This is a genomic window from Pseudomonas sp. G7(2022) (genome assembly GCF_052660475.1).
Genome location: NZ_CP109659.1, coordinates 2,479,838 through 2,505,854 on the forward strand (window position 1 = coordinate 2,479,838; position 26,017 = coordinate 2,505,854).

The 26,017-nt window shown below is 61.2% G+C and carries 23 protein-coding genes; 15 read left to right on the forward strand and 8 right to left on the reverse strand.

Features of this window, described 5'->3' with window-relative positions; all coding sequences use genetic code 11:
- Positions 1–8: 8 nt before the first annotated feature.
- From NE357_RS11230 to NE357_RS11250, 5 genes are all read left to right on the forward strand, one after another.
- Complete coding sequence (locus NE357_RS11230; RefSeq protein ID WP_085708596.1) at positions 9–767, forward strand: methyltransferase domain-containing protein; 759 nt, start codon at positions 9–11, stop codon at positions 765–767.
- Between the two features lie 90 nt (positions 768–857).
- Entirely contained in the window at positions 858–1,319 is a 462-nt protein-coding gene (gene rnhA, locus NE357_RS11235) for a ribonuclease HI (RefSeq protein WP_003224162.1), read from the forward strand.
- 82 nt (positions 1,320–1,401) lie between these two features.
- The gene (gene dnaQ, locus NE357_RS11240) at positions 1,402–2,160 is read left to right on the forward strand and encodes a DNA polymerase III subunit epsilon (protein ID WP_169429903.1); all 759 of its coding nucleotides are present in this window, start codon (positions 1,402–1,404) and stop codon (positions 2,158–2,160) included.
- Positions 2,161–2,313: 153 nt separating this feature from the next.
- On the forward strand, positions 2,314–4,569 hold the full coding sequence (locus NE357_RS11245) for an Orn/Lys/Arg family decarboxylase (protein ID WP_169429904.1): 2,256 nt from the start codon (positions 2,314–2,316) through the stop codon (positions 4,567–4,569).
- A gap of 14 nt (positions 4,570–4,583) precedes the next feature.
- On the forward strand, positions 4,584–5,198 hold the full coding sequence (locus tag NE357_RS11250) for a GNAT family N-acetyltransferase (RefSeq protein WP_169429905.1): 615 nt from the start codon (positions 4,584–4,586) through the stop codon (positions 5,196–5,198).
- Here NE357_RS11250 and NE357_RS11255 read toward each other — a convergent pair.
- Together NE357_RS11255 and NE357_RS11260 are read right to left on the reverse strand one after the other, a co-directional pair.
- On the reverse strand, positions 5,164–6,057 hold the full coding sequence (locus tag NE357_RS11255; RefSeq protein WP_169429906.1) for a LysR family transcriptional regulator: 894 nt from the start codon (positions 6,055–6,057) through the stop codon (positions 5,164–5,166). The genes NE357_RS11250 and NE357_RS11255 overlap by 35 nt on opposite strands.
- Before the next feature lie 85 nt (positions 6,058–6,142).
- Positions 6,143–6,379 carry a hypothetical protein gene (locus tag NE357_RS11260; RefSeq protein WP_169429907.1) on the reverse strand — a complete coding sequence of 79 codons (237 nt, stop codon included), beginning with the start codon at positions 6,377–6,379 and terminating at the stop codon, positions 6,143–6,145.
- A 186-nt stretch (positions 6,380–6,565) separates the two neighbouring features.
- On the opposite strand from NE357_RS11260, the gene NE357_RS11265 reads away from it, so the two are divergent.
- Both NE357_RS11265 and NE357_RS11270 read left to right on the forward strand, forming a co-directional pair.
- Positions 6,566–7,123, forward strand: a complete 558-nt coding sequence (locus NE357_RS11265) for an NADPH-dependent FMN reductase (protein WP_114882292.1) — start codon at positions 6,566–6,568, stop codon at positions 7,121–7,123.
- 99 nt (positions 7,124–7,222) lie between these two features.
- A complete protein-coding gene (locus NE357_RS11270; RefSeq protein ID WP_169429908.1) occupies positions 7,223–8,506 on the forward strand; it encodes an arsenic transporter in 1,284 nt (427 codons plus the stop codon).
- Here the strand turns inward: NE357_RS11270 and NE357_RS11275 are convergent.
- Entirely contained in the window at positions 8,503–9,453 is a 951-nt protein-coding gene (locus tag NE357_RS11275) for a DUF1853 family protein (RefSeq protein WP_169429909.1), read from the reverse strand. The two genes, NE357_RS11270 and NE357_RS11275, sit on opposite strands and share 4 nt — an antisense overlap.
- Before the next feature lie 114 nt (positions 9,454–9,567).
- Between NE357_RS11275 and NE357_RS11280 the strand changes: the two genes are divergently transcribed.
- The 6 genes from NE357_RS11280 to pepN are packed head-to-tail and all read left to right on the forward strand — an operon-like array spanning position 9,568 to position 16,080.
- Entirely contained in the window at positions 9,568–10,458 is an 891-nt protein-coding gene (locus NE357_RS11280) for an NAD(+) kinase (RefSeq protein ID WP_011333623.1), read from the forward strand.
- Positions 10,455–11,429, forward strand: coding sequence for a metallophosphoesterase (locus NE357_RS11285; protein WP_169432621.1), 975 nt, complete (start codon positions 10,455–10,457; stop codon positions 11,427–11,429). The genes NE357_RS11280 and NE357_RS11285 overlap by 4 nt, the downstream gene beginning before the upstream one ends.
- Positions 11,426–12,295 (forward strand): rhomboid family intramembrane serine protease, encoded by an 870-nt coding sequence (locus NE357_RS11290; protein WP_169429910.1) that lies wholly within the window; start codon positions 11,426–11,428, stop codon positions 12,293–12,295. The genes NE357_RS11285 and NE357_RS11290 overlap by 4 nt, the downstream gene beginning before the upstream one ends.
- A gap of 29 nt (positions 12,296–12,324) precedes the next feature.
- On the forward strand, positions 12,325–12,585 hold the full coding sequence (locus tag NE357_RS11295) for a YeaC family protein (RefSeq protein ID WP_085686493.1): 261 nt from the start codon (positions 12,325–12,327) through the stop codon (positions 12,583–12,585).
- Positions 12,582–13,412, forward strand: coding sequence for a DUF2797 domain-containing protein (locus NE357_RS11300; protein WP_207866011.1), 831 nt, complete (start codon positions 12,582–12,584; stop codon positions 13,410–13,412). Before NE357_RS11295 ends, NE357_RS11300 begins: the two co-directional genes overlap by 4 nt.
- Before the next feature lie 10 nt (positions 13,413–13,422).
- Positions 13,423–16,080 carry an aminopeptidase N gene (gene pepN, locus NE357_RS11305; protein WP_169429912.1) on the forward strand — a complete coding sequence of 886 codons (2,658 nt, stop codon included), beginning with the start codon at positions 13,423–13,425 and terminating at the stop codon, positions 16,078–16,080.
- 132 nt (positions 16,081–16,212) lie between these two features.
- Here the strand turns inward: pepN and katG are convergent, their stop codons facing one another.
- Complete coding sequence (katG, locus tag NE357_RS11310; RefSeq protein WP_169429913.1) at positions 16,213–18,477, reverse strand: catalase/peroxidase HPI; 2,265 nt, start codon at positions 18,475–18,477, stop codon at positions 16,213–16,215.
- A gap of 360 nt (positions 18,478–18,837) precedes the next feature.
- Here katG and NE357_RS11315 point away from each other — a divergent pair, with 360 nt between their 5' ends.
- Positions 18,838–20,868, forward strand: a complete 2,031-nt coding sequence (locus NE357_RS11315; RefSeq protein WP_169429914.1) for a TonB-dependent receptor — start codon at positions 18,838–18,840, stop codon at positions 20,866–20,868.
- 57 nt (positions 20,869–20,925) lie between these two features.
- Here the strand turns inward: NE357_RS11315 and NE357_RS11320 are convergent, their stop codons facing one another.
- Entirely contained in the window at positions 20,926–23,136 is a 2,211-nt protein-coding gene (locus NE357_RS11320) for an LTA synthase family protein (protein WP_169429915.1), read from the reverse strand.
- Between the two features lie 590 nt (positions 23,137–23,726).
- Between NE357_RS11320 and NE357_RS11325 the strand changes: the two genes are divergently transcribed.
- Positions 23,727–24,278: a hypothetical protein gene (locus tag NE357_RS11325; protein ID WP_169429916.1), complete on the forward strand. Its 552-nt coding sequence runs from the start codon at positions 23,727–23,729 to the stop codon at positions 24,276–24,278.
- A gap of 115 nt (positions 24,279–24,393) precedes the next feature.
- Here NE357_RS11325 and NE357_RS11330 read toward each other — a convergent pair whose 3' ends face one another.
- The 3 genes from NE357_RS11330 to NE357_RS11340 all read right to left on the reverse strand — a co-directional run bounded on the left by NE357_RS11330 (position 24,394) and on the right by NE357_RS11340 (position 25,982).
- Positions 24,394–24,873, reverse strand: a complete 480-nt coding sequence (locus NE357_RS11330; RefSeq protein ID WP_169429917.1) for a copper chaperone PCu(A)C — start codon at positions 24,871–24,873, stop codon at positions 24,394–24,396.
- Positions 24,873–25,478 (reverse strand): SCO family protein, encoded by a 606-nt coding sequence (locus NE357_RS11335; RefSeq protein ID WP_169429918.1) that lies wholly within the window; start codon positions 25,476–25,478, stop codon positions 24,873–24,875. The genes NE357_RS11330 and NE357_RS11335 overlap by 1 nt, the downstream gene beginning before the upstream one ends.
- A 183-nt stretch (positions 25,479–25,661) precedes the next feature.
- Positions 25,662–25,982 (reverse strand): hypothetical protein, encoded by a 321-nt coding sequence (locus NE357_RS11340; RefSeq protein WP_169429919.1) that lies wholly within the window; start codon positions 25,980–25,982, stop codon positions 25,662–25,664.
- Positions 25,983–26,017: the final 35 nt, after the last annotated feature.

Here is a 26,017-nt window from a genome sequence, read left to right on the forward strand (position 1 = left end):
AGAATGCAATGATCGATAAAGCGTTCGCTCAGGCCGATCCTGACTGGCTGGCCCTTATCGGGGCGGCCCGTGAGTGGCTGTCCGGCCCCCTCGGGCAATTTCTGCTGGACGAAGAGCGGCGCATGCTCGAAGACGAGCTCGGCCGGTTCTTCGGCGGCTATCTGGTGCATTACGGTCCGTCCGCCGAAACGCCGCCGTCGGCGCCACAGGTGCAGCGCAACGTGCGCCTCGGTGCGCCGTTGCCCGGCGTCGAGATCGTCTGCGAAGAGCAGGCCTGGCCGTTGAGCGAGCACGCCGCCGATGTGGTGGTGTTGCAGCATGGCCTGGATTTCTGTCTGTCGCCCCACGGTCTTTTGCGTGAAGCGGCCAGCAGCGTGCGCCCCGGCGGGCATCTGCTGATCGTCGGGATCAATCCCTGGAGTACCTGGGGCTTGCGCCATGTGTTCGCTCACGACGCGTTGCACCAGGCCCGCTGCATCTCGCCGTCGCGGGTCGCCGACTGGCTCAACCTGCTGGGCTTCGCGCTGGAGAAACGCCGCTTCGGGTGCTATCGTCCGCCGCTCGCGTCACCCAAGTGGCAGGCCCGTCTGGCCGGCTGGGAACGCAAGGCCGGCGACTGGCAACTGGCGGGCGGCGGTTTCTATCTGTTGGTCGCGCGCAAGATCGTGGTCGGCCTGCGTCCGGTGCGCCAGGAGCGCCGCGAGCCGATGGGCAAGCTGATTCCGCTGCCGATGGCCAAGGTCAATCGTCGCCGTATCGAACCGTAAACCTTCTTTTATTGTGGCCGGGTTTGTCCCGGCCCTGGCCGTCGTCGATCCTTGATCGGCGAGGCCACGCATTTTTCTGGATAGATTGGCATGAGCGAAAGCGTCGATAGCGTAGAACTGTTCACTGACGGCGCCTGCAAAGGCAATCCCGGCCCTGGCGGCTGGGGAGCCTTGCTGGTGTGCAAGGGCGTCGAAAAGGAACTGTGGGGCGGCGAGGCCAACACCACCAACAATCGCATGGAACTGCTCGGCGCGATCCGTGGCCTGGAAGCCCTCAAGCGTCCATGCGAAGTGCTGCTGGTAACCGACTCGCAATACGTGATGAAAGGCATCAACGAGTGGATGGCCAACTGGAAGAAACGCGGCTGGAAAACTGCTGCCAAGGAGCCAGTCAAAAACGCCGATCTGTGGAAAGAGCTCGACGAGCAGGTCAACCGCCACAAGGTCACCTGGAAATGGGTGCGCGGCCACATCGGCCACCACGGCAACGAGCGTGCCGACCAGTTGGCCAACCGCGGGGTGGATGAGGTTCGCGGTTACAAGCAGAGCTGAGTCCTTACCACTGAAACCCTCCCGGCGAGCGTGTTAACATCGCCGCTTTTGCACGATTGACCCCGTTGAGAGCTGAACACTGATGGCCACCAGATCCGTTGTACTCGATACCGAAACCACCGGCATGCCGGTGACCGATGGTCACCGGATCATTGAAATCGGTTGCGTCGAACTGATCGGTCGGCGTCTGACGGGGCGGCACTTTCACGTCTACCTGCAGCCGGATCGCGAAAGTGACGAAGGCGCGATCGGCGTCCACGGCATTACCAACGAATTTCTCGTCGGCAAGCCGCGCTTCGCCGAAGTGGCCGACGAATTCTTCGAGTTCATCAACGGCGCGCAACTGATCATCCATAACGCGGCGTTCGACGTTGGCTTCATCAACAACGAATTCGCCCTGATGGGCCAGCAGGATCGCGCGGACATCACGCAGCACTGCACGATCCTCGACACCCTGATGATGGCCCGGGAACGTCACCCGGGTCAGCGCAACAGCCTCGATGCCTTGTGCAAACGCTACGGCGTCGACAACTCCGGCCGTGAGCTGCACGGCGCGTTGCTCGACTCGGAGATTCTCGCCGACGTCTACCTGACCATGACCGGTGGCCAGACCAGCCTGTCGCTGGCCGGCAATGCTTCCGACGGTAACGGCACGGGCGAGGGCGCGGACAACTCCGCCACTGAAATCCGCCGTCTGCCGGCGGATCGCCAGCCGGGGCGGATCATTCGCGCTACCGAAGCCGAACTGGCTGAACACCAGGCGCGCCTGGAAATCATCGCCAAGTCGGCCGGCGCCCCGGCGCTGTGGACACAGTTGCTGGAAGCCGAAGCTCAGGCGTAAGGCACAAAAGGATCGTCCGGACACCAAAGCCGTGTCCGGACGATCCTTTTTTTGTCAGTACTGACAACTGGCCACCCTCGCCACATCGGCTCCGACCCTCTACCCTGAGGACATTGGCAGATCACTCTCCGCCGCCTCAGGACACTGAGCCCCATGTACAAAGATCTGAAGTTCCCGGTGTTGATCGTCCACCGCGACATCAAGGCCGACACGGTTGCCGGCGAACGCATTCGCGGCATTGCCCGTGAACTTGAGCAAGAAGGTTTCAGCATCGTTTCGGCCACGGACTACACCGAGGGCCGGCTGGTGGCGTCGACCCACCATGGTCTGGCGTGCATGTTGATCGCCGCCGAAGATGCCAGCACCCATTCCCATTTGTTACAGAACATGGCCGAACTGATCGGCCTGGCTCGTGTGCGGGCGCCGGATCTGCCAATCTTCGCCCTCGGCGAGCAGGTCACCCTGGAAAACGCCCCGGCCGATGCCATGGCCGAATTGAATCAGTTGCGCGGCATCCTTTATCTGTTCGAAGACACCGTACCGTTTCTGGCCCGGCAGGTTGCACGGGCGGCGCGTAAATATCTGGACGGGCTGCTGCCGCCGTTCTTCAAGGCATTGGTGCAGCACACCGCCGATTCCAACTATTCCTGGCACACCCCGGGTCATGGCGGCGGGGTGGCGTATCACAAGAGCCCGGTGGGGCAGGCGTTTCACCAGTTCTTCGGGGAAAACACCCTGCGTTCGGATTTGTCGGTGTCGGTGCCGGAGCTGGGTTCGCTGCTCGATCACACCGGGCCGCTGGCTGAAGCGGAAGCACGGGCGGCGCGCAATTTCGGCGCCGATCACACCTTTTTCGTGATCAATGGCACCTCGACCGCCAACAAAATCGTCTGGCACTCGATGGTCGGGCGCGATGATCTGGTGCTGGTGGATCGCAACTGCCACAAGTCGGTGTTGCACGCGATCATCATGACTGGCGCGATTCCTCTCTATCTGTGCCCTGAACGCAACGAGCTGGGCATTATCGGGCCGATTCCGCTGAGCGAGTTCAGCCGCGAATCGATCCAGGCCAAGATCGACGCGAGCCCGCTGACCAAGGGCCGGGAGCCGAAAGTCAAACTGGCCGTGGTGACCAACTCCACTTACGACGGCCTCTGCTACAACGCCGAACTGATCAAGCAGAGCCTGGGCAACAGCGTCGAAGTCTTGCACTTCGACGAAGCCTGGTACGCCTACGCGGCGTTTCACGAATTCTTTGCCGGACGCTACGGCATGGCCACCTCGCGCAGCGCCGACAGCCCGCTGGTGTTCACCACCCATTCCACTCACAAACTGCTGGCGGCGTTCAGCCAGGCTTCAATGATTCATGTGCAGGACGGCGGCGCGCGTCAGCTGGATCGCGACCGGTTCAACGAAGCGTTCATGATGCATATCTCGACATCGCCGCAGTACAGCATCATCGCTTCGCTGGACGTGGCCTCGGCCATGATGGAAGGCCCGGCCGGGCGTTCGCTGTTGCAGGAAACCTTCGATGAAGCCCTGAGCTTTCGCCGGGCACTGGCCAATCTGCGGCAACACATCGACGCCAATGACTGGTGGTTTTCGATCTGGCAGCCGCCGGGTGTCGAGGGCATCGACCGGGTGCAGACCGAAGACTGGCTGCTGAAGCCCGAGGCGGACTGGCATGGTTTCGGCGAGGTCAGCGACGACTACGTACTGCTCGATCCAATCAAGGTCACCCTGGTGATGCCAGGCCTGACCGCCGGCGGCGCGCTGAGCGACAAGGGCATTCCGGCGGCGGTGGTCAGCCGTTTCCTCTGGGAGCGCGGGCTGGTGGTGGAGAAAACCGGGCTGTATTCGTTCCTGGTGCTGTTCTCCATGGGTATCACCAAGGGCAAGTGGAGCACGCTGCTGACCGAACTGCTGGAGTTCAAGCGCAACTACGACGCCAACGTCAGCCTCGATGCCTGCCTGAAGTGTGTCGCCCAGGAAGATCCTGTGCGGTATCGCGGCATGGGCCTGCGCGATCTCTGCGATCAACTCCACGCCTGCTACCGCAGCAATGCCACCGCCAGACACCTCAGACGCATGTACACCGTGCTGCCGGAAATCGCCATGAAACCGGCTCACGCCTATGATCAACTGGTGCGCGGCGAAGTCGAGGCGGTGCCGATCGATGAGCTGGAGGGGCGTGTCGCGGCGGTGATGCTGGTGCCTTATCCGCCGGGGATTCCGTTGATCATGCCCGGCGAACGCTTCACAGAATCCACCCGGTCGATCATCGATTACCTGAAGTTTGCCCGCACGTTCGATGCGAGTTTTCCGGGTTTCGTGATCGATGTGCACGGACTGCAACACGAAGACGAGGGCAATGGACGGCATTACACCGTCGATTGCGTCAAGGAATGAGGGCGTTTCCCAGTATGCAACCGGTCATGAATCCAAAATACCCAGGGCTGTCGGTGCGCGTTGCCGACGACGGCTTTGCCGCCTATATCTGGGGCAGCGATTTCAGCTTCGAGGTCGCCGCCTATGGCGCTGCCGAAATCGGCAAGCCCGTCGCGCAGTGGGGCGTGACGCCCATCGTGCCGTATCGCAAGTGCTACGGCATCGACCCCGAAGAATTCAGCAGTTTCCGCGATGCACCCGACAGTGCGATCTTCATGGCCTGGCTGGAAGATCAGCCGGTGGGGCATCTGGTGATCAGTACCAACTGGAACGGTTTCGCCCATATCGATGAGCTGGCGGTGCATGCGCCGGCACGGCGCCATGGTGTTGCCAAGGCGTTGCTGGAGGTGGCGCAGTTCTGGAGCCGCAAGAAAAAACTGCCGGGGATCATGCTCGAGACCCAGAACAACAACCTCGGCGCCTGTCGCTTGTATGAGCGCTGCGGTTATGTGATCGGTGGCGTCGACCATCTGCGTTATCGCGGTATTGACCCCAATACCGCCGAGGTGGCGTTGTTCTGGTATCGACTCTTCGATAATCCGCTCGAAAGCCCGATTAGCTCGCCAGCATCGCCGCGGCTTGTTCCGTGACGATACTCAGCAATGTCTGGACTGCCGATGTCGGCGGCGCGTGCTTGAAGGTCAGTGCATAAAGGCTGATCGGCACCGCCGGTGACAACGGGCAAGTGTCTATTCCACTGGCCCGGGCACCCAGTGCGGTGAACGGGTCGACGATGGCCAGGCCTTCACCGGCCTCAACCATGCTGCGCATCATCTGATGGGTCTGCACCCGGGTGTGGATGCTCGGTGCCGGGCGCAGTGCCTGAAGTTTGTGTTCCAGCGCCGGGCTCAGCGGGTCCTGACCTTCGAGGCCGACCATCGCCTGACCTGCCAGATCCTGCAGCGAAATATACTTCTGCTTCGGTTGCAGCCAGCCGTGGGGCGCGAGCAATTGCAGCTTGCCTTGCGCCAGCGGCTGGCAATGGATATCCGGATGTTCGGGATCGTGCAGGCTCAGACCCAGATCGCTTTCGCGCAGCAACAGACTGCGAACGATGTGGCGGGTGGGCTCACTGAGCAGCGTGCAGGGTACGTCCGGCAGGCGTCGGCGCAATGCGGCGAGACTTCGCGGCAACAACTGCTGTGCCAGCGGCGGGGTGCCAATGATTCGAAGGGGTGGGGCGAGGTATTGCTTGAGACTGCTGGCCAGCCGTTGCACCGGTTCCAGCGCGTCATAAATGTGGGCGATTTCAACTTGCAACGCTCGGGCTTCGGCTGTGGCTTGAAGCCGTCCGCGCACACTGGCGAACAGCATGAACCCCAACTGACTCTCGGCTTCGCGCAGTCGCTCCTCGACATCGCCCGCCGGCAATTGCAGCCATTCGGCGGCGGTGCCCACGTGACCCGTCTGTAAAAGCGCCTGTATCACCTCGATATGACGTAAACGCATGCGTGAAGTCCATGTCCGGCCGTTGGGGTCAGTGGCTGAATCCTACCCCAACTCGGCGCGGATGACTTCTGCTCATAACAATCGGTTATGAAGCGACCGATGGCTCGGGTTCGCGGATCAGGGTGATGCCCGACTGAACCAGCAGAAACTCGTTGTCGTCGATCTTGTTGACGCGGTCGCCAATCGCCAGTTTGTAGGTTGTAACGGGCTCCATGCCGGTGAAACCGTCTGCCGACGGGGTGGATTCCTGGAACTCATGCACGGAATAAACGCGGCCTTCCGCATCTCTTGCATGGAACTGACCGACGAGTACTGCTGCCATCTGCTTAGAACCTCTGGAGATAAAACGCTTGATTTGCGGCTTGGTAGACCGTCATCGAGCTTGGTAAGTTTTCCTACAGGAAAAAAATAATCCGGATGCGGGAAATATCCCTTGTCGTCTGGTGGAATCGTCGCCGGATCATCTATAACTACAGGCTCCTCCCCACGGACAGTCGAGAGTCTTCCCATGAGCAATGTCTATAACGTCGCGGTAGTGGTTGGCAGCCTGCGTAAAGCTTCGATCAATCGCAAGGTCGCGCTGGCGCTGGCGGAACTGGCACCGGCCAACCTCAAGCTGAACATTGTGGAAATTGGCGATCTGCCACTCTATAACGAAGACATTGACGGCGATTCACCGCCGGCAGCCTACAGCACTTTTCGGCAAAAAGTGGCGTCATCCGACGCGGTGCTGTTTGTCACCCCAGAGTACAACCGCTCTGTGCCGGCACCCTTGAAGAATGCGATTGACGTTGGCTCGCGGCCTTATGGCAAGAGTGTCTGGGGCGGCAAACCGGGCGCAGTGATCAGTGTTTCGCCGGGTGCCATCGGCGGTTTTGGCGCCAACCAGCATTTGCGTCAGTCATTCGTTTTCCTCAATGTGCCTTGCATGCAACAACCTGAGGCTTATCTGGGTGGCGCCGGTACGGCGTTCGATGAGTCGGGCAAGCTGAACGAGTCGGTCAAGCCGTTCCTGCAGAGCTTCATCAATGCCTATGGCGAGTGGGTAGCGCAGCACAAGAAGTGATCCACTGATTTTTCTGACAACATAACGAACCTGTGGGAGCTGGCTCCCACAGGTTTTTTTGTGGTCTGATTCTTTCCCTTTTATTGAAGGCTGTCGCGAATGCTTGCTGCTTCATTGATTTTCCTGCTGACCATTACCCTGGTGATCTGGCAACCCAAGGGTCTCGGGGTCGGCTGGAGTGCGACCTTCGGAGCGATTCTGGCGCTGATTTTCGGCGTGGTGCACCTGAGCGATATTCCGCTGGTGTGGCAGATCATCTGGAACGCCACCGGCACTTTCGTGGCGCTTATCATCATCAGTCTGTTGCTCGACGAGGCGGGGTTCTTTGCCTGGGCCGCATTGCACGTGGCGCGATGGGGGCGGGGCAGCGGTCGCAAGCTGTTTGCCTACATGGTGTTGCTCGGCGCACTGGTGTCGGCGTTGTTCGCCAATGACGGCGCGGCGCTGATCCTCACGCCCATCGTGATTTCCATGCTGCTTGCGCTGCGCTTTTCTCCGGCGGCAACCCTGGCGTTTGTCATGGGCGCGGGGTTTATTGCCGACACGGCGAGCCTGCCTCTGGTGGTGTCGAACCTGGTCAACATCGTCTCGGCAGACTTCTTTCACATCGGTTTCAATCGCTATGCGGCGGTGATGGTGCCGGTGAACTTTGTCAGTGTCGCCGCCACGCTGGCGGTGTTGATGTGGTTTTTCCGACGCGACATTCCGACAGCCTACGACCCTGAACAGCTGGAGCACCCGGAGACGGCGATCCACGACAAGGCCACGTTCTACGCCGGTTGGGCGGTGTTGGTGATCCTGCTGGTGGGTTGTTTTGCCCTGGAACCGCTGGGGATTCCGATCAGCGCCATTTCGGCGGTGTGCGCGGCGTTGTTGCTGGGTATCGCCGCTCGGGGGCACAAGATCTCCACGCGCAAAGTGATGAAAGAAGCGCCGTGGCAGATCGTGATTTTCTCCCTGGGCATGTATCTGGTGGTCTACGGTCTGCGCAATGCCGGGCTGACGGATCATCTGGCCGGTTGGCTGGATGTCTTTGCCGGGTATGGCGTGTGGGGCGCGGCCATGGGCACCGGCGTGCTGACGGCATTGTTGTCGTCGATCATGAACAATCTGCCCACGGTGCTGATCGGTCTGCTGTCGATCGATGCCAGTCAGGCGACCGGTGTCGTGAAAGAAGCGATGATCTACGCCAACGTGATCGGCAGTGACCTGGGGCCGAAGATCACCCCGATCGGCAGTCTGGCGACTCTGCTCTGGCTGCATGTACTGGCACGCAAGGATATCCGGATCGGCTGGGGGTATTACTTCAAGGTCGGGATTGTGCTGACGGTGCCGGTGTTGCTGGTCACGCTGGCCGCGCTGGCGCTGCGGCTGAGCGTCTAACTCTGTCCGGGCACGTTCGGCCACAGATCCGAAACCAGAAACAGCCGCTCGGCCTCTTCCCATTCGCCCCGGGCATTTTCGGTCAGGCGCACCATCAACTGCGCCGGGGCCAGCGGTTCAAGTTCATCGAACCAGGCACGCAATTGCTGGTGGCTCCAGGCCTGATCTGCCGGGTAATGCGCCGGCGCCAGCCACGCGTGGCGGGGCAGGGGTTGCCAGCGCCCGGCCGGGCGCTGGGCGACAAACGCCGGCCAGTCCTTTTGATGCAGCCAGCTGCCGCGCAGATGCTGCGGATGGGCACCGCTCGGCGGTTCGGACTGCCCGGGCCATGGATACAGCAGATAACCGCCCAGCCACAACTGCGCACTGAACGACTCGATATCCAGCGCCGCGAGGGCCTCGCGGCTTTCCGGGCGGGCGGAAATCGGTAGCTGGTGCTCGCTCAGGTGGGCCAGTTTGCGGTCCAGTCGATCATGGCAGCCGGGGCCGAGCCACTGCGCCGGATCGCGGCCGTCACCGTTCTGCGGGCCGAGGTAGAGCTTGATCGCCAGTTCCAGATGATGCACGCCGTCACGGTCGCGCAGCAGCATGTCCAGTTCACCCAGGGTGTGGCCTTCGCGGCGGATCGGCAGGTTGGCGGCGATCAGTTCGATGCCCGGCGCGTGTTCCACCGCAAACTGCCACAACCGCTCGTAATACAGGCCCAGGCGCCGGGTGCGGGCCTGGGACAGCCATTGCAGCAGACCATAGCTGTCACGATCGAGCCGATGCAGCCAGTGCGCCAGTCGCTCAGGGTCATGCACCCAGTCGCTGCCGGCCAGTGGATGACGTTGCGGCCACGGCGTGGCGTCGAGCATCGGCGGGGCGAGGATCACCCACGCCAGATCGCGCACTTCAGGATGGCGCAATTGGTGGGGCAACTGGAGCAAATCGGGAAATAGGATCATCTTGCGAGCATAGCCTTAAACACAGGCGCACTCTTGGGCTGAAAGGGTTTTGTCTATCCGGCGCTTTCGCCCATAATCGTCGTTTTCGCCGTCGCAGCCCCCCGCAGGAGTCCCATGGAGCAATTTCGTAATATCGGCATCATCGGTCGCCTGGGCAGTTCCCAGGTGCTGGATACCGTCCGCCGACTGAAACGCTTTCTGCTCGATCGTCACCTGCATGTGATCCTCGAAGACACCATCGCCGAAGTCCTGCCCGGCCACGGCCTGCAAACCTCGTCGCGCAAGATGCTCGGCGAAGTCTGCGACATGGTCATCGTCGTCGGCGGTGACGGCAGCCTGCTTGGTGCGGCAAGAGCGCTGGCCAAGCACAACATTCCGGTGCTCGGGATCAACCGTGGCAGCCTCGGCTTTCTCACCGACATCCGCCCCGACGAGCTGGAAATCAAGGTCGCCGAAGTGCTCGACGGCCACTATCTGGTGGAAAACCGCTTCCTGCTGCAGGCCGAAGTCCGCCGCCACGCCGAGGCCATCGGCCAGGGCGATGCGCTGAACGACGTGGTGCTGCACCCGGGCAAATCGACGCGGATGATCGAGTTCGAGCTGTACATCGACGGCCAGTTCGTCTGCAGCCAGAAGGCCGACGGCCTGATCGTCGCCACGCCGACCGGTTCTACCGCGTACGCATTGTCGGCCGGTGGCCCGATCATGCATCCCAAGCTCGACGCTATTGTGATTGTGCCGATGTACCCCCATACCTTGTCGGGCAGGCCAATTGTGGTCGATGGCAACAGTGAGCTGAAAATCGTCGTGTCCAAAGATATGCAGATTTACCCGCAAGTCTCCTGCGACGGGCAGAACCACTTCACCTGCGCGCCGGGTGACACCATCACCGTCAGCAAGAAAGCGCAGAAGCTGCGGCTGATCCATCCGCTCGACCACAACTACTACGAAGTCTGCCGGACCAAGCTCGGCTGGGGCAGCAAGTTGGGTGGTGGAGGCGACTGATGCTCGATCCCGCGCGCAGTTATGACTTGATCGGTGACGTGCACGGATGCGCCCTGACCCTGGAACACCTGCTGGACCGACTCGGCTACCACAAGCAGGGCGGGGTCTGGCGGCATCCTTCGCGCATGGCCGTGTTTGTCGGCGACATCATCGACCGTGGCCCGCGGATTCGCGAGGCGCTGCACATCGTCCACGACATGGTCGAGGCCGGTCAGGCGTTGTGCATCATGGGCAACCACGAATTCAACGCGCTGGGCTGGAGCACACCGGCTCCGCCCGGCAGCGGCAAGCAGTTCGTGCGCGAGCACACGCCACGCCATGCCCGTTTGCTGCACGAAACCCTGACCCAGTTCGAAGACCATCCCGGTGACTGGCACGACTTCCAGCAATGGTTCTACCAACTGCCGCTGTTCGTTGATGCCGGACGTTTTCGAGTCGTACATGCCTGCTGGGATGCCGGCCTGATCGAGCCGTTGCGTGCGCTGTTCCCCGATGGCTGCATCGATGAGCACTTCCTTCAGGCTTCCGCCGTGCCGGGCAGTTTTGCCTGCACCGTGTTCGATCGCCTGCTGCGCGGCACCGACATGCGCCTGCCGGATGGCCTGACCATGACCAGCGGCGACGGTCTGGTGCGTTCGTTCTTCCGCACCAAATTCTGGGAAGACGATCCGCAGACCTACGGTGACATCGTGTTCCAGCCCGACGCCTTGCCGGAGCCGGTGGCGCAGAAGCCGCTGACCTCCAGCGAAAAGAATTCCCTGTTGCGCTACGGCGTCGATGAGCCGTTGCTGTTCGTCGGTCACTACTGGCGCAGCGGCAAACCGGCGCCGATTCGCCCGAACCTCGCGTGCCTGGATTACAGCGCCGTGCTCTACGGCAAACTGGTGGCTTATCGTCTGGATCAGGAAACCCGCCTGGATCCGCATAAATTTGTCTGGGTCGATGTCGAGCGGCCGGAGGTGCTGCGATGAGCGCGGTAGCGGTATTGCGTCTGCCATTGGCGGCGGACCTGAGTGGTTTCGTCAAACTGCTGCAACGCATGCAGGTGCCGCATCGCGTCAGCGAAGAGTCGGGCGAGCAGGTGCTGTGGGTACCGTCGGAAATCAGCGAAGACGTGCGCTCTCTGTACGAACGCTTCCCGGCGGGTGACCCGGATCAGCAACTGGATGTTCCGGTGGCGCCGACCTTCAAGCGGCCGAGCTTCGCCGAGCAACTGAAACACGCCAGGGCCACCGGGTTCATTCTGCTGCTGAGCCTGATCGTCGGCGGGTTGACGTTCCTTGGCGATAACCTCGACACCATGCGTTGGCTGACCTTCCTCGATTTCCGGGTGGTAGGCGACTACATCCACTTCACACCGCTGGCCGACAGCCTGGCGGCAGGGCAGTGGTGGCGCCTGTTCACGCCGATGCTGATCCACTTCGGCATTCTGCACCTGGCCATGAACGGCATGTGGTACTGGGAACTGGGGCGGCGCATCGAGTCGCGCCAGGGCAGTATCAACCTGATCGGCCTGACGCTGCTGTTCAGCCTCGTTTCCAACTATGCGCAGTTTGCCTGGAGCGGTCCCAGCCTGTTTGGCGGCCTGTCCGGCGTGCTTTACGGGCTGCTCGGCCACTGCTGGATCTTCCAGTTGCTGGCACCGAACCCGGCCTATCGTCTGCCCCGCGGCGTGCTGGTGATGATGCTGGTGTGGTTGCTGGTGTGCATGTCCGGGCTGATCTCGATGATCGGTTTCGGCCAGATCGCCAACGCCGCCCACGTCGGCGGGTTACTCATCGGATGCTTCACCGGTTTGTTGGGCGGTTTGTACAACCGCCGTAAACTGGCCGCCTGAATTTTTGAATAAAGAGCACGGAGACCCTGATGTCCTCTTTTAACGATTTGATCAAGAACATCACCCCGGACATCTACCAGAGCCTGAAACTGGCCGTAGAGATCGGCAAATGGTCCGACGGTGGCAAGCTCACCGCCGAACAGCGCGAGCTGTCGCTACAGGCGATGATCGCCTGGGAAATCCAGAACCTGCCTGAAGAAGAGCGCACCGGTTACATGGGCCCGCAGGAATGTGCATCGAAGTCGATCGAAGTGCCGAACATCCTGTTCAAGTCGGACGCCCTCCATTGATCGAGATTGGCCGCGGTGCAATCAGCAAAATGTCGGCGCGCCTGGACGGGCCGAACGTGCAATATGCGTTTCGTCTGGATGACGTCGAGGTGCCGGTCAACCCGTTGATCGGCACGACGGTGCGTCTGGAATACCTGGGGGCGATCCATTGCACCCATTGTGGACGCAAGACCAAGACCAGTTTCAGTCAGGGCTACTGCTACCCGTGCATGACCAGGCTGGCTCAGTGCGACGTGTGCATCATGAGTCCGGAGCGCTGCCATTTCGAGGCCGGCACCTGCCGGGAGCCGGAGTGGGGTGAGAAGTTCTGCATGACCGACCACGTCGTCTACCTGGCCAACTCGTCGGGAATCAAGGTCGGCATCACCCGCGCCACTCAGTTGCCGACCCGCTGGCTCGACCAGGGCGCGAGCCAGGCGCTGCCGATCATGCGCGTCGCCACGCGGCAGCAGTCGGGCTTCGTCGAAGACCTGTTCCGCAGTCAGGTGGCGGACAAGACCAACTGGCGCGCCTTGCTCAAGGGCGACGCGGCGGCGGTGGATCTGGCGCAGGTGCGCGATCAACTGTTCGCCAGTTGCGCCGAAGGCCTGCAAGGCTTGCAGGAACGTTTCGGTTTGCAGGCGATTCAGCCGGTGACCGACGTCGAGCCGCTGGAAATCCGTTACCCGGTCGAGCAGTACCCGGCCAAGATTGTCAGCTTCAACCTGGACAAGAACCCGATAGCCGAAGGCACGCTGCTGGGGATCAAGGGCCAGTACCTGATCTTCGACACCGGCGTGATCAACATTCGCAAGTACACGGCCTATCAGCTCGCCGTGCATCAATAAGGACTTCAGCATGCGCACCGAACAACCGAAGATGATTTACCTGAAGGACTATCAGGCGCCCGAGTACCTGATCGACGAAACACACCTGACCTTCGAGTTGTTCGAGGACCACAGTCTGGTCCACGCGCAACTGGTGATGCGCCGCAACCCGGCCCGTGGCCCGGGCCTGCCGCCGCTGGTGCTCGATGGCCAGCAGCTGGAACTGCTCTCGGTGACCCTGGCCGACCAGGAGCTGAGCGCCGCCGACTACCAACTGACGGAGAATCATCTGACCCTGCAACCGGCCAGCGAAACCTTCACGGTCGACACCAGCGTCAGGATCCACCCGGAAACCAACACCGCACTGGAAGGCCTGTACAAGTCCGGCACGATGTTCTGCACCCAGTGCGAGGCCGAAGGTTTCCGCAAGATCACCTATTACCTCGACCGCCCGGACGTGATGAGCAAGTTCACCACCACCGTGGTCGCCGAGCAACACAGCTATCCGGTGTTGCTGTCCAACGGCAACCCGATCGCCAGCGGTCCCGGCGAAGACGGCCGGCACTGGGCGACCTGGGAAGACCCGTTCATGAAACCGGCGTACCTGTTCGCACTGGTGGCCGGTGACTTGTGGTGCGTTGAAGACAGCTTCACCACCATGACCAACCGCAACGTGGCGCTGCGCATTTACGTCGAGCCGGAAAACATCGACAAGTGCCAGCACGCCATGAACAGCCTGAAGAAGTCGATGCGCTGGGACGAAGAGGTCTACGGTCGCGAGTACGATCTGGACATCTTCATGATCGTCGCCGTGAACGACTTCAACATGGGCGCGATGGAGAACAAGGGCCTCAACATCTTCAACTCCAGCGCCGTACTGGCCCGCGCCGAAACCGCCACCGACGCCGCGCACCAGCGGGTTGAAGCGATCGTCGCTCACGAATACTTCCACAACTGGTCGGGCAACCGCGTGACCTGCCGCGACTGGTTTCAGCTGTCGCTGAAAGAAGGCTTCACGGTGTTCCGCGACGCCGGTTTCTCGTCCGACATGAACTCGGCCACGGTTAAGCGCATTCAAGATGTGGCCTATCTGCGTACCCACCAGTTCGCCGAAGATGCAGGCCCGATGGCCCACGCCGTGCGCCCGGACAGCTTCATCGAGATTTCCAACTTCTACACCCTGACCGTGTACGAAAAGGGTTCGGAAGTGGTTGGCATGATCCACACCCTGCTGGGCGCCGAAGGCTTCCGCAAGGGCAGCGACCTGTACTTTGAACGTCATGACGGCCAGGCCGTGACCTGCGATGACTTCATCAAGGCCATGGAAGATGCCAACGGCGTCGACCTGACCCAGTTCAAGCGCTGGTACAGCCAGGCCGGCACACCGCGTCTGGCGGTGAGCGAGTCTTACGACGCCGCTGCGAAAACCTACAGCCTGACCTTCCGCCAGAGCTGCCCGGAAACCCCGGACAAGGTTGAAAAACTGCCGTTCGTGATCCCGGTGGAACTGGGCCTGCTCGACAGCCAGGGCAACGAGATTGCCCTGCGTCTGGCCGGCGAAGCCTCCGCCCAAGGCACCACTCGAGTGATCTCGGTGACCGAAGCCGAACAGACCTTCACCTTCGTCGACATCGCCGAACAACCTTTGCCTTCGTTGCTGCGTGGCTTCTCGGCGCCGGTGAAACTGAGCTTCCCGTACAACCGCGATCAGTTGATGTTCCTGATGCAGCACGACACCGACGGTTTCAACCGCTGGGATGCCGGCCAGCAACTGTCGGTGCAGGTGCTGCAAGAACTGATCGGCCAGCAGCAGAAGGGCGAAAGCCTGGTGCTCGATCCACGTCTGATTTCGGCCCTGCGCACCGTGCTGTCGGACGAGTCGCTGGATCAGGCGATGGTCGCGGAAATGCTCTCGCTGCCAAGCGAAGCCTACCTGACCGAAATCAGCGAAATCGCCGACGTGGACGCGATCCACACCGCCCGCGAGTTCGCCCGTCAGCAACTGGCGGACAACCTGTTCGAAGCGCTGTGGCTGCGTTATCAAGCCAACCGCGAGCTGTCGAAGCAAACCCCGTACGTGGCCGAGGCCGAGCATTTCGCCCGTCGCGCGTTGCAGAACATCGCGCTGTCGTACCTGATGCTCAGCGGCAAGCCGCAAGTGCTGGCGGCAACCCTGGAACAGTTCGACAGCTGCGACAACATGACCGAGCGCCTGACCGCGCTGGCGGTGCTGGTCAACTCGCCGTTCGACGACGAGAAAGCCAAAGCCCTGGCCAGTTTCGCCGAGCACTTCAAGGACAATCCGCTGGTCATGGATCAGTGGTTCAGCGTGCAGGCCGGCAGCACCTTGCCGGGCGGTCTGGCGCGGGTCAAAGCGCTGATGCAGCACCCGGCGTTCAACATCAAGAATCCGAACAAGGTGCGTGCGCTGGTCGGAGCGTTCGCCGGGCAGAACCTGATCAACTTCCATGCGGCGGATGGTTCGGGCTATCGCTTCCTCGCGGATCTGGTGATCGAGCTGAACGGCTTCAACCCGCAGATCGCTTCGCGCCAACTGGCGCCGCTGACCCGCTGGCGCAAGTATGACAGCGCTCGTCAGGCGCTGATGAAGGCGGAGCTGGAGCGGATTCTCGCGTCCGGTCAGCTGTCCAGTGATGTGTATGAAGTGGTCAGCAAAAGCCTGGCGTAAGCCGGGATAGCACCGCTCAAAACTGTGGGAGCGAGCCTGCTCGCGAATGCGGTAGTCCAGACGACATCTCCGTGTCTGATACTCCCTCTTCGCGAGCAGGCTCGCTCCCACAGTTGTTTTGCGTTCCCTCCGTTACTTCAGATCAAACCGATCCAGATCCATCACCTTCGCCCAGGCCGCAACGAAGTCTGTGACGAACTTTTCTTTCGCATCGGAACTGGCATACACCTCGGCCAGCGCCCGCAGCACCGAGTTGGAACCGAACACCAGATCGACCCGGGTCGCCGTCCATTTCACGCTGCCGGTTTTACGATCCCGGCCTTCGAACTCGGTTTTCGATGTCGGTTTCCATTCCACGCCCATGTCCAGCAGATTGCGGAAGAAGTCGTTGGTCAGGGTGCCGGGCTTGTCGGTGAATACCCCGTGTCTGGTTTTGCCGACGTTGGTGTCCAGCACGCGCAGGCCGCCGATCAGTACGGTCATTTCCGGGGCGGAAAGGGTCAGCAGTTGCGCCTTGTCGATCAGCAACGCCTCGGCCGGCACGCGGTAGGTGTTGGCGGCGTAATTGCGGAAGCCGTCGGTGTGCGGTTCGAGGAAGCCAAACGACTCGACGTCGGTTTGCTCCTGAGTTGCATCCGTGCGCCCCGGATTGAACGGCACGGTCACCGTGTGCCCGGCGTTTTTCGCCGCTTGCTCGACCCCGGCGTTACCGGCCAGCACGATCAGGTCCGCCAGCGAAACTTGCTTGCCCGACGCCCCGGCATTGAACTCGTTCTGAATGCCTTCCAGAATCTTCAACACTTTGTCCAGTTGCTCCGGCTGGTTGGCCTGCCAGAACTTCTGCGGTGCCAGACGCAGACGCCCGCCATTGGCGCCGCCACGTTTGTCCGAACCCCGGAAGGTCGACGCGGCTGCCCACGCGGTAGAGACCAGTTCCGAAATGGACAGCCCGGACGCCAGCACTTTGCCTTTCAACGCCCTGATATCGCTGTCGTCCACCAGTGGATGCGTGGCCTCGGGAATCGGGTCTTGCCACAGCAACTCTTCTTGAGGCAATTCCGGGCCGAGATAGCGTGACAGCGGGCCCATGTCGCGGTGGATCAGCTTGTACCAGGCGCGGGCGAAGGCGTCGGCCAGTTGATCGGGATTGGCCAGGAAGCGCCGCGAAATCTTCTCGTAGGCCGGGTCGAAACGCAGGGCCAGGTCGGAAGTGAGCATGGTCGGGTCGATGCGTTTGTTCGGGTCGTGGGCATGGGGAATGGTGCCGGCACCGGCGCCGTTTTTCGGTTTCCACTGATGGGCACCGGCCGGGCTCTTGGTCAGTTCCCACTCGAAGCCGAACAGGTTTTCCAGGTAGTTGTTGCTCCACTTCGTCGGGGTGGTGGTCCAGGTTACTTCCAGGCCGCTGGTGATGGTGTCGGCGCCCTTGCCGGTGCCGAAGCTGTTTTTCCAGCCCAGACCTTGCTCTTCGAGGCCGGCGGCTTCCGGTTCCGGGCCGACGTTATCGGCCGGGCCGGCACCGTGGGTCTTGCCGAAGGCGTGGCCGCCGGCGATCAGGGCGACGGTTTCTTCGTCGTTCATGGCCATGCGGCCGAAGGTTTCGCGGATGTCCTTGGCCGAGGCCACCGGGTCGGGATTGCCTTCCGGGCCTTCCGGGTTCACGTAGATCAGGCCCATCTGCACGGCGGCCAGCGGATTTTCCAGGTTGCGTTCGCCCTGATTGGTGCGGCTCTGTTCATGGCCGTGCTCGGCAGGTTCGGCCACCAGCGTGCCGTCGCCCGGTTCCTGCATGGCTTCGGGGTGTTTGCCGTAACGGGTGTCGCCGCCCAGCCAGGTGTTTTCCGAACCCCAGTAAACGTCTTCGTCCGGTTCCCACACATCAGGACGACCGCCGGAAAAACCAAAGGTCTTGAAGCCCATGGATTCCAGCGCGACGTTGCCGGTGAGGACGATCAGGTCGGCCCAGGAAATGTTGCGACCGTATTTCTGCTTGATCGGCCACAGCAGGCGGCGGGCCTTGTCGAGGCTGACGTTGTCCGGCCAGCTGTTGAGCGGGGCGAAGCGTTGCTGGCCGGAACCGGCGCCGCCACGGCCGTCAGCGGTGCGATAGGTGCCGGCGCTGTGCCAGGCCATGCGGATGAAGAGCGGGCCGTAGTGGCCGAAGTCCGCTGGCCACCACTCCTGAGAGTCGGTCATCAGCGCCGTCAGATCGCGTTTGAGGGCCTGGAAATCCAGGCTTTTGAAAGCCTTGGCGTAGTCGAAGTCCGGGCCCATCGGATCGGAGGCGGGCGAGTGCTGACTCAGGATTTTCAGGTTCAGTTGATTCGGCCACCAATCGCGGTTCGTCGTGCCACCGCCGGCGGCGTGATTGAACGGGCATTTCGATTCATTTGCCATGTTCGGGTCCTTATCAGGTCTTCTGCGGCCGGCTCGTGCCGACTTCGGAGTAGTAAGGCTAGACCCGACTCGGGATGTCGGCTAATAGGCCGACTATTGGTGGCCGATAGGCAAAGTCTTTTACCGCCCTCTGCGGTGGATTTTTCTGGAAATGCACAGACCGTTCGTTCGCGAGTGGCAGGGTTGAGCGCTGAAAGTCCCGCGCTTGAGCGGTTGTCGTAAACATCGTGGCAAGAATCGTGATGGCCATTGGAAATGTTATTGTATAACATAAAAATGATTTCATCTGATCGATGTCACTGACATGTCCGCGTGGCAGTGGCGTCGGTCCCGTCCTTTCTGCCTTACGGAATTCTAGAAATGTCTGCCCGTTTTCCCTCCTTCCAGCCCAGCCTGCTGGCCTCCGCGCTGCTGATCGCATCCCCCGCGTTCGCTGCCGACCCCCTCGAACTGCAACCCCAAGTCATCACTGCCAATCCACTGGGCAGCCAGACCCTCGCGTCGCCCTCGACCGTGCTGAGCGGTGATGACCTGACGCTGCAGCAGAAAGGCAGTCTGGGCGAAACCCTGAACAAGCAGCCGGGGGTGTCATCGTCTTATTTCGGCCCAGGCGCGAGTCGTCCGATCATTCGTGGGCAGGACGGCGATCGCATTCGCATCCTGCGTAACGGCGTTGGCGCGCTCGATGCCTCGTCGCTGTCCTACGATCACGCGGTGCCGCTGGATCCGGTCAACGTCGAACGCATCGAGATCGTCCGTGGCCCGGCCGCGTTGCTTTACGGCGGCAGCGCCATCGGCGGGGTGGTCAACACCTTCGACAACCGGATTCCGACCGAAGCCATCGACGGCATTCACGGCGCCGGCGAACTGCGCTATGGCGGCGCCGATACCACTCGCAGCAGCGCGGGCAAACTGGAGGCCGGTAACGGTCAGTTTGCCTTGCACCTGGACGCCAGCGCCCGCGAGTTCAATGACCTGAAGATTCCCGGCTACGCCAAAACCGGCCGCGAACGGGCGAACGACGATGGCGATTCGAAGAAACATCGGCTGGCCAACAGCGACGGTCGTCAGGACGGCGGCGCGGTCGGCGGGTCGTACACCTGGGATGACGGTTATGCGGGGCTGTCGTACAGCAACTACGACTCCAACTACGGCTCGCCGGCCGAAGACGACGTGCGGATTCGCATGCAGCAGGAGCACTACGCGTTCGCCTCGGAAATCCGCAACCTCGACGGCCCGTTCAGTTCGGTCAAGTTCGACGCCGGGTACACCGATTATCAGCACCGCGAGATCGAGGGTGGCGAGGTCGGTACCACGTTCAAGAACAAGGGCTACGAAGCCCGGGTCGAGGCCCGACACCAGCCGTTGGGACCGTTCAACGGTGTGGTTGGCGCACAGGTCAGCCGTAATGAATTCTCCGCACTGGGCGAAGAAGCCTTCGTGCCGCACACCGATACCAATGCCGGCGCACTGTTCGTTCTGGAAGAGCTGCAAGCCACGGATCGTTTGCTGTTCACCCTCGGCGGTCGCCTGGAGCACACCACGGTCGACCCGGATGCCAAAGGCAACGAGCGCTTCGCCAATGCTGACCGCTCCAGCAGTTTCACCGCCGGCAGCCTGTCGTCCGGCGCGGTGTACACGCTGACGCCGATCTGGTCGGTCGCCGCCACGCTGGGCTATACCGAACGGGCACCGACGTTCTACGAGCTGTACGCCAACGGCGCCCACGTCGCGACCGGCACTTATGAAGTCGGGGATGCGGGTCTTTCGAAGGAAAAAGCCGTCTCCAGCGATCTGGCATTGCGTTTCGACAATGGCACGCACAAGGGCAGCGTCGGCGTGTTCTACAGCCACTACTCCAATTACATCGGTCTGCTCGGCACCGGACGCACCCTCAATGATGAAGGCGAAGAAGACGCCGCCGGCATTCCCGAATATGCCTACTCCGGTGTCCGTGCGCGCTTCAGCGGCATCGAAGCCCAGGACCGCTGGAAACTCGGCGAGAGCGCCTATGGCAAGTTCGCGCTGGAATTGTCGGGCGATTACACCCGGGCCAAGAACCTCGACAACGGTCAGGATCTGCCGCGCATCGCGCCGTTGCGCCTGAACACCGGGCTGCTGTGGGAGCTGGATCGCTGGCAGGCGCGGATCGATGTGGAGCACGCCAGTTCCCAGCATCGGGTGCCGGACAATGAAAGCAGCACCGATGGCTACACCACGCTGGGTGCCAATGTGGGGTATCACTTTGACGTCGGCCAGAGCAAATGGCTGGCCTTCGTCAATGCCGAGAACCTGACCAACCAGACCGTGCGCTATGCCAGCTCGATTCTGCGCGACATTGCGCCGGCAGAAGGGCGAAGCATTCAGGTCGGTTTGCGCACCACGTTCTGATCGTTCCCCGCGATCTTGCGCCAGCGTCCCGCGAATCGCGCGACGCTGGCGCCGACATCAGCTCGATTGAGCGGTGTCGTCCTCGGGGATTTCTTCCAGCAGATCCTGTTGCCCCGGCAATTCGGTGATCACGCTGAAATCCGTGACCTCCACCGCACCCAGTCCGTAGCCCAGCAAATGGAACGAGAAGGCTTTGCGCGGTTGCGGGTTGTCGAAGCTGAAATCCATCTCCAATGGCTGATCCGCCGTGGCGACCATTTCCGATGGCAGGCCCAGTTGCACGTCCTGCTCGAATTCCTTGGCCTTGAGCTGGATGTACGCCGTCTGTTGCGGATCCATCGACCGCACGGTCAGGCGCACGCGGGTGTGTGAGCCCTTGGGCATTTCCAGGTACTGCGCGCCGATCAGGTTGTCGGCCCAGTCATCCTTGATCTGCGCTTGCAGCGGGATGACGTTGTCGCTGCCGAACTGATAGCGCTGATTGAGCGGGGTGCGCAACAGCGACAGGTCCAGCGCATCGGCGCGGGCTGCAATCTGCCGCGCATTCTGGCCGCTGGCATTGCCCTTGAATGTGGCGCTTTCGGCGATGAAGCCTTCGCTGGCATAAGCGCGGCAACGTCGCGGCATGTCGCATTCGGTGAGGACGCCGTGGCCGTCGTGGTAGCGCAGTTTGCCGTTGGTGAACGACATGATTTCGCGACCGGTGTCGTAGTCGCGAAACAGCGAGCGGCCGCTGAGTGCAGCAGGTACCGGCAGGTCAAAGTAGTCGAGGATCGATGCACTCAAGTCGACATGCCCGTAGACCCCGGCGTTCAGGTGCGGCAACCGGGCCTGTTCCGGCGCAAGCGTCAGGTTGAAACCCCAGGACGACGCCAGTCGCACGCCATCGATGCCATGGGATTCGTCCGACGTGATCACCACCAGCGTGTCTTTCAGCACGCCCTGATGTTCGAGGCCGCTGAGGAACTGGTCCAGGGCATCGTCCAGGTAACCGACGGCGGCCTGTTTCGGTGTGTCGTAGCGTTGCAGGTATTCATCCGGCGCGGAGTAGGGCTGATGGGTGCCGACGGTCAGCAGTGTCAACATCCACGGTTTTTTCTGTTTGTTCAGTTGGCCGACGTAACTCAGCGCGCCTTCGAAGAAGGCCTTGTCGTCCTTGCCCCAAGGGAATTCCAGGTAGTTGGCGTTGGTGAACCACTCAAGGCCATGCGTCACATCGAAGCCGATGTGCGGCATGATCTTGTCTTTGGCCATGAAGCGCAGGCCGGCGCCTTGCAGGTAGTGGGTGCTGAAGCCGTGCTGGCGCAACTGGGCCGGCAGGCAGGCCTGATTGCGTTCGTTCTGGGTCAGCATTTCCACGCCTTTGGGCGTGCCGTTGTTCAACTTGTCGTAATCGCCGCAGAGCATGGCGTACAGGCCGCGAATGGTCTGGTGCGTGTGCAGCACGTAGTCGGGCGTGTTCATGCCGCGCTCGGCCCAGCGGCTGAGCCTGGGCATCAGGTCTTCCTGATAATGGCTGCCGATGGCTTCGCGATTGGCGCGGATATAAGCACCGGGAATGCCTTCGACCGCAACGATCAGCACGTTGCGCGCCTGACCTTTTGCCGCCAGCAAGGAGTGGCCATTCAAGTCGAGGTCGGTGAGCCCGGCCATCGATGGCGCCGGAGCTTCGCTGCCACCTTCCAGCCATTCCTCGGCCTGCATCTGCGCGTCGGCCACTTGCGTGGCGAGCAATTGGTGGGGCAGGTTGTACAGACGCCATGGGTCGGCGTCGCTCGGCGAAAGGTTCTGTGCGCCCCAATGGGCGGCGAACAGCAACACCGGTGCCGCCCACACAGCGCGGGGAAGGGCCGGAGCCGGTGCTCGACGGTTCGCCCATTGTGCGCTCAGCCACAGTATCAAACCCAGCAACAGCGCGCCGGCCACCGCCGGATGGGCGAAACCGCCGCCGGTGGAGTTTTCCACGAATTGCGGGTCGATCAGGTAATGCAGATCCTGAGGGTTGGGCAAGCGTCCGACTGCGCTGACCAGTTCCGCCGTCGCCAGCGCCAGCAGTCCCCAGAACACCAGCACCGGCAGGGCCAGCCACCACGGCCGGCGATGCAACAGAACCACCAGCAGGCTGCCGATGGCCAGGTCCGACAGATAGCCGAACAGGCTCGACCAGCCGAGTGCCGCACGCAGGCACACCGGCACGATCAGTACCAGAAAAATCAAAGAGAGAAGACGGGCGTCGGGGTGCCGAAACCGTTGAAAAAGAGCGCTCACAAAAAAGACCTTCCAGCCATCAAACCGTCATAAAAGTGTGCGCGATGATACCAAGGGTGGGCTGTCTGATCGCCCTTTTAAACACATGGCTGATCTGCTCCGGTATGCGACAAATTGGGCTTGAAACCCTGAACGGCGTTCGTGTCAGCCCGATAGCGGCGAATGGACGGGGGGGGGCGCGACGGCAAATTTATTGTTTCAGGCTGTTTAAGGTCTGCAACCCCAGGCCCACGCCGGCTGCGTTTCTGGACAGGGAAATAGCCACTCAGTAGCATTCGAAACCGACGGCTTTTCCCTTTGCACGTCGTCCAGCGTGGAACTCTCAAGGAGCAGGCATGCAAGCGTTCACCTGGGGAAAGCGCCTCGTCGAGTTCGATGACTTCAGAGGAATAATCGTGCGCCGTGAGCGAACTTCGACGCCGACGGGCGTGCGTCAGGATCGATAATGGGGCCGGACTGCACAGGCTGATCTGTTGCGGGATCTGTTCCACAACCTGCCAGTCAGTCAGGGGGAGGCGACCTCGGAGCTCTACGGCCGGGCGCTTGCAGCGCCTGGATTATCCGGAATATCGATTCACCAAGGGACAGGCATGAAAGATTACATTTACGGCAGCGTCCAGATCGAATTCTGGAGTTGGGAAGGGGTGGTCGTACGCGCTGACCGGCTCAGTGAGCCCCGCGGACGGGTCGAAGGGATCATCTGGGTCCGCGCGGATAATGGTGATGAATATCCGGTCGACGTTTCATCGTTGACCTTTCAAGTGCATCCGGATGATGAGGTCTACATCCTCTGTGGCCAGAACAAAGTGACGGGCGCCTCAACCAATGTATTTCTGTACAACGCGCGCAACGACTTTGGTCACTTGCTCGGTGGACCAGAAGAACTCTACAAGGCTCTGGTCGAAACCAAGCGTTTCAATCTGGAACTCTGGAGTTCAGTGTTACTCGGTTTCGTGGCGGGCTGGTATATCGATGGCTGGGGGCTGTTGGCGGCGCCAGCACTTTATGTGTTCCTGCGTATAGGCAAAGTCGTACGAAAGAAACGCTGGAGTGCAGGGTTTGCAAGGCATGTCGAGAGGATGATCACTCAGCAATACCAGCGAGACGTCGTTCTTGATGCGCTGGCTCGAAATATCGAATAACCGCTGTTGAGCGGCAAGACCGGTTGGCGTTGAAGCTACGGGTGCGAGCACATGCTCAAAAAAAGGGGCGGCCTGATCATCGATCGGGCCGCCCCTTTTTTACCGCTCAGTCAGATCAATGCATCTTGCTGTGATCGTGGCCTTCCATGTTGGTCAGCGAGCGCACCGGCGCCTGGACTTCGATGGCTTGTTTCTCGCCCTTGGCGTTTTCCACGGTCAGAGTCAGCGGCACGTTGTCGCCTTCCTTCAGTTGACCTTTCAGGCCCATCAGCATCACGTGGTAGCCATTCGGATCGAACTTCACAGCCTTGCCGGCCGGCAAGTCGACCGAGTTGACCGGGCCCATGCTCATCACGTCGTTCTTCATGGTCATTTCGTGAATCTGCACGTCTTTGGCCACCGGCGACGCAACGTTGAGCAGCTTGCTGTCGCTGTCGGCCGTAACGGTCATGAACGCTCCGCTGGCCGACTGGCTTGGAACGGTTGCACGGACCCAGGCATCATCGACCGTGGTCTGCGCCGAAACCTGGAAAGCCAGGCCCAGCAGGGACAGGCCCAGTGCGGCACGTTTGATGTTGTTCAGAAAAGGGTTCATCAGCAGACCTCCATGACGGTAAGCAAGTCTTCCGTACACTCTTGTGCAGAAAGCGATTGGGACAGACCCACGCGCAGGTTGCCGCGGGTGTCGTAGACATAACTGGTGGCCGTGTGCGACAGGGTGTAGGTGTCGCCGGCAGGGACTTTTTCGTAGAAGACGTCGAATTCCTTGGCGGTTGCCTTGGTTTCCTCAAGGGTCCCGTACAGGGCGACGAAGCTTGGGTCGAAGGTCTTGACGTAGGTGTCGAGGATTTGCGGCGTGTCGCGTTCCGGGTCGAGGGTGATGAACACCACTTGCAAGATGTCGCCGTCCTTGCCCATCAGCTTCTTGATTTTTGCCGCGCGGGCCAGCGTCGTCGGGCAGACGGCCGGGCACTGGGTGAAACCGAAGAAGATCATCGGCATCAGGCCGCGAAAGCTCGACAGCGTCACGGTGTTGCCTTCGGTGTCCTTGAGCTTGAAGGTGCGTCCCAGGATCTTGTCACTCAGATCCTTGCCGTACTTGTACGACAGTTGGCCGCGGGTGTCGCAGCCGGCGAGCAGGCCCAGACCGAGCACACCCATTCCCGCAAGCACCTTGCGGCGAGTCAACAAAGCCGTCATCTAATACCGCCCTTTGCAGCCCGCCGGTCGACAAGACAGGCGGGGGGTTAACCGTAAAAGCGGCGCATGATACCAAAATGAACCGGCAGGTCGGTTTTTGATCACCGATGGATGTCAGATCTGCCGACAAAAGGTGTAAGAAAACATGACGCAGGGTGAGGGGGGGGCATCTCTCTAGTTGTATCAAGGGATGATTTTCATATCGTCAGCGATAACAACCCCACTGGGCGATGACCGGAACAGGCAATTGACGACAGCGCCCAGGTTGTTCATCAGAAACCACAGGGGAAGTGTGCATTCCATCGTCGGAGTACCCAGGAAATTCGTCATGTGCAGATCTACTGAGGTGTTGGTTCCGGTAAAGATAAGTTGTTCTATGTTTGCGCCAGCCAGGGTTTGAATCCTCGCACCGGGGGGGCTGACCTTTGCCAGGGAAAGGGTCTTGGTCGCGGGGTCGAAACCCTCGATGTCATAGGGCAAGAACTGAGTGAATTTATCCGCCATGGAATGTGCTCCCTTCGTTGATCTCGGCAACTTCC

Bases quoted from the DNA above. Each gene is read 5' to 3' on its own strand.
- NE357_RS11265 (WP_114882292.1), top strand. From the start codon at position 6,566: ATGAGCAATGTCTATAACGTCGCGGTAGTGGTTGGCAGCCTGCGTAAA.
- NE357_RS11255 (WP_169429906.1), bottom strand. From the start codon at position 6,057: ATGCGTTTACGTCATATCGAGGTGATACAGGCGCTTTTACAGACGGGT.
- NE357_RS11340 (WP_169429919.1), bottom strand. From the start codon at position 25,982: ATGGCGGATAAATTCACTCAGTTCTTGCCCTATGACATCGAGGGTTTC.
- katG (WP_169429913.1), bottom strand. From the start codon at position 18,477: ATGGCAAATGAATCGAAATGCCCGTTCAATCACGCCGCCGGCGGTGGC.
- pepN (WP_169429912.1), top strand. From the start codon at position 13,423: ATGCGCACCGAACAACCGAAGATGATTTACCTGAAGGACTATCAGGCG.
- NE357_RS11290 (WP_169429910.1), top strand. From the start codon at position 11,426: ATGAGCGCGGTAGCGGTATTGCGTCTGCCATTGGCGGCGGACCTGAGT.
- NE357_RS11260 (WP_169429907.1), bottom strand. From the start codon at position 6,379: ATGGCAGCAGTACTCGTCGGTCAGTTCCATGCAAGAGATGCGGAAGGC.
- NE357_RS11325 (WP_169429916.1), top strand. From the start codon at position 23,727: ATGAAAGATTACATTTACGGCAGCGTCCAGATCGAATTCTGGAGTTGG.
- dnaQ (WP_169429903.1), top strand. From the start codon at position 1,402: ATGGCCACCAGATCCGTTGTACTCGATACCGAAACCACCGGCATGCCG.
- NE357_RS11295 (WP_085686493.1), top strand. From the start codon at position 12,325: ATGTCCTCTTTTAACGATTTGATCAAGAACATCACCCCGGACATCTAC.
- NE357_RS11270 (WP_169429908.1), top strand. From the start codon at position 7,223: ATGCTTGCTGCTTCATTGATTTTCCTGCTGACCATTACCCTGGTGATC.
- NE357_RS11335 (WP_169429918.1), bottom strand. From the start codon at position 25,478: ATGACGGCTTTGTTGACTCGCCGCAAGGTGCTTGCGGGAATGGGTGTG.
- NE357_RS11230 (WP_085708596.1), top strand. From the start codon at position 9: ATGATCGATAAAGCGTTCGCTCAGGCCGATCCTGACTGGCTGGCCCTT.
- NE357_RS11330 (WP_169429917.1), bottom strand. From the start codon at position 24,873: ATGAACCCTTTTCTGAACAACATCAAACGTGCCGCACTGGGCCTGTCC.
- NE357_RS11280 (WP_011333623.1), top strand. From the start codon at position 9,568: ATGGAGCAATTTCGTAATATCGGCATCATCGGTCGCCTGGGCAGTTCC.
- NE357_RS11275 (WP_169429909.1), bottom strand. From the start codon at position 9,453: ATGATCCTATTTCCCGATTTGCTCCAGTTGCCCCACCAATTGCGCCAT.
- NE357_RS11315 (WP_169429914.1), top strand. From the start codon at position 18,838: ATGTCTGCCCGTTTTCCCTCCTTCCAGCCCAGCCTGCTGGCCTCCGCG.
- NE357_RS11245 (WP_169429904.1), top strand. From the start codon at position 2,314: ATGTACAAAGATCTGAAGTTCCCGGTGTTGATCGTCCACCGCGACATC.
- rnhA (WP_003224162.1), top strand. From the start codon at position 858: ATGAGCGAAAGCGTCGATAGCGTAGAACTGTTCACTGACGGCGCCTGC.
- NE357_RS11250 (WP_169429905.1), top strand. From the start codon at position 4,584: ATGCAACCGGTCATGAATCCAAAATACCCAGGGCTGTCGGTGCGCGTT.